Source organism: Nitrospinota bacterium (assembly GCA_035528715.1).
In the GTDB taxonomy this organism is placed as follows: domain Bacteria; phylum JADFOP01; class JADFOP01; order DATKYB01; family DATKYB01; genus DATKYB01.
Genome location: DATKYB010000107.1, coordinates 1 through 2,456, shown reverse-complemented (window position 1 = coordinate 2,456; position 2,456 = coordinate 1). Strand labels below are relative to the sequence as shown.

Annotated in this window: 3 protein-coding genes; 2 read left to right on the top strand and 1 reads right to left on the bottom strand. The window is 38.7% G+C overall.

Annotated features, from left to right (window positions below; all coding sequences use genetic code 11):
* Positions 1-124: 124 nt before the first annotated feature.
* Positions 125-1,189 (top strand): M42 family metallopeptidase, encoded by a 1,065-nt coding sequence (locus VMW81_07785; GenBank protein ID HUU50843.1) that lies wholly within the window; start codon positions 125-127, stop codon positions 1,187-1,189.
* Positions 1,190-1,203: 14 nt separating this feature from the next.
* Here the strand turns inward: VMW81_07785 and VMW81_07780 are convergent, their stop codons facing one another.
* Positions 1,204-1,851: an HAD-IA family hydrolase gene (locus VMW81_07780; protein HUU50842.1), complete on the bottom strand. Its 648-nt coding sequence runs from the start codon at positions 1,849-1,851 to the stop codon at positions 1,204-1,206.
* A 203-nt stretch (positions 1,852-2,054) separates the two neighbouring features.
* On the opposite strand from VMW81_07780, the gene VMW81_07775 reads away from it, so the two are divergent.
* Positions 2,055-2,456, top strand: a 402-nt coding sequence (locus VMW81_07775; protein HUU50841.1) for a sigma-54 factor interaction domain-containing protein, incomplete at its 3' end; no start/stop codon positions are given.

Here is a 2,456-nt window from a genome sequence, read left to right as displayed (position 1 = left end):
CTTTCTAAACGCCTTATTATTGTTAATCTATCACACCCCATTAAAATTTATCAATAATATTTAAAGTAACTTGATATTGATTCACAAATTTGTTAGTTTCTCATTTAACATAGGAGGAATTGAAATGGAATCAATAAAACTACTCGAGAGACTCTCATTGGCCTTTGGCCCATCAGGATACGAATACGAGATATCAGAAATCATGACAGGGGAGTTAAAAAACAAGACTAAAGTAAAAAAGGATAGGCTCGGAAGTATAATATTTGAAAAAAAGGGATCAAATACTGAACCCAGGATCATGCTAGCAGCCCATATGGATGAGGTAGGGTTTATCATCCAAAACATAACCAAAAAGGGATTTTTGAGATTTTATCCTATTGGAGGATGGGTATCCCAAACCCTGCCAGGCCAAAGGATAATCATTAAGGGAAAAAAAGGATATGTAGAGGGTATTATCGGTTCGACTCCACCCCATTTCTTAAAGAAAAAGGAAGAAAACAAAAAAATGGAAATCGAAGATATGCTCATTGATATCGGAGCAAAAAGTGATAAACAGGTTAAAGAGCTGTTTGGGATTGAAATAGGCTCTTTTGCTACTCCTTCACCATATTTTAGCAAGATGAAAAATCCCCATCTTTTTATGGGAAAGGCCTTCGATAATAGAATTGGATGTGCCCTCATCATCAACCTCTTTCATCGAATGGAAAAAGAAAGCCATCCCAATACCCTCTTTGGTGCTGGAACAGTCCAGGAAGAGGTTGGGCTTCGAGGTGCCAAAACTGTCGCTGAATATGTGAAGCCTGATATGGCTATTGTACTGGAGGCACCGCCTGCTGATGATTTTCCAGGCATCACCAAGGATAAACCTCAGGGAGCTTTGGGAGGTGGTGTACAAATCCGATGTTTTGATCCTACGATGATTGGAAACGTTAAGCTAAAAGAGCTTGTTATTGAAACGGCAGAAAAAAACCGGATAAAATATCAGCTGGCTGTAAGGACAGGTGGGGGAACAGATGCTGGTGCTATCCATATATCTGGCATAGGAGTGCCGACAATTGTCTTCGGTATTCCTGTGAGATATACCCACTCTCATATAGGGATGATGAATACTGAAGATTATAATAGCGCTTTAAAGCTCCTTTTTAAATTTTTAAAAAGGCTCAATAAAGAAACAGTAGCTAAACTTTAAAACACTCACATTTCTTAAATAACTAACCCTTTCAGCTCCAAAATACCATCGATGATATAATCTGCACCTGCTAAGGTTAACTCCTCTCTTCCTCTAAGCCCATAGGTAACACCGCAGGTCAACGTACCCGCCTCTTTTCCCATATCAATATCCATTTTGCTATCCCCGACCATTAAACACCTCTCCTTTGATACCCCCAAGACATCAAGGGCCTTTAAGAGAGGCTCAGGATGGGGTTTTTTATTCTCGACACTATCGCTTCCCAAGACCAGATTAAAATAAGAAGAGATATTTAATCTCTCTAAAATGGTTTTGCTGAAAGCTTCTGGCTTATTTGTTATGAGAGATATCTTTTTTAATTTAAAATATTCAAGAACATCCCTTACCCCAGGATATAATCGTGTATTATCCAGAAGATGTTCCCTGTAGTGAGCTCTGAATATTGGAATAACCATATCCAGAATCTTATCCTCATGAGTTCCAAAAGACCTTGCTAATAGCTCTCTTAAGCCATCCCCAATAAAGCCAAATATGGTCTCGTCCTTAATCTTCTTCCTTTCCATTTTATCAAGAGTGAAATTCACAGAGTTGGCGATGTCCTGTTTTGAATCGATTAAGGTGCCGTCCAGATCAAATACTAAAAGTTCAATATTGATTGACATTCAACCTCCCTTTAATCATGCTTTATTCATTATTCAAGGTGAGCAGACCAGAATTTTTAAGTTTTTCCAATGAGAAACCATTTCTCCTCCTAAAACTAACTATTAAATTTTATACATAATCCAAATATTTTCAATGGTTAACTTGATATTTCATTAAAGTAACTCAAAAAAAATCCGATAAGATATTGAAAGATAAAACTATTTTGGGATATGAGAAAATGGAATTTTTCGGTATCATTGGAAAAAGCAAAGAGATGAAAAAGATCTATGAGCTGGTAGACAAGGTATCAAAGACCGACTGCACCGTACTCATCCAGGGAGAGAGCGGCACAGGAAAGGAGCTAATCGCAAGGGCCATCCACTATAACAGCCAGAGACAGGGAAAACCCTTTCTACCCATAAACTGTGGAGCGCTTCCAGAAAGTCTTCTTGAGAGTGAGCTCTTCGGTCATGAGAAAGGTTCTTTTACAGGAGCCATATCAACAACCAAGGGAGTGTTTGAAGAGGCCCATGGTGGCACGATCCTTCTCGATGAAATAGCAGAAATCACCCCTGCTCTCCAGATAAAGCTCCTGAGAATTTTAGAAGGGGGTGATTTCAAGAAG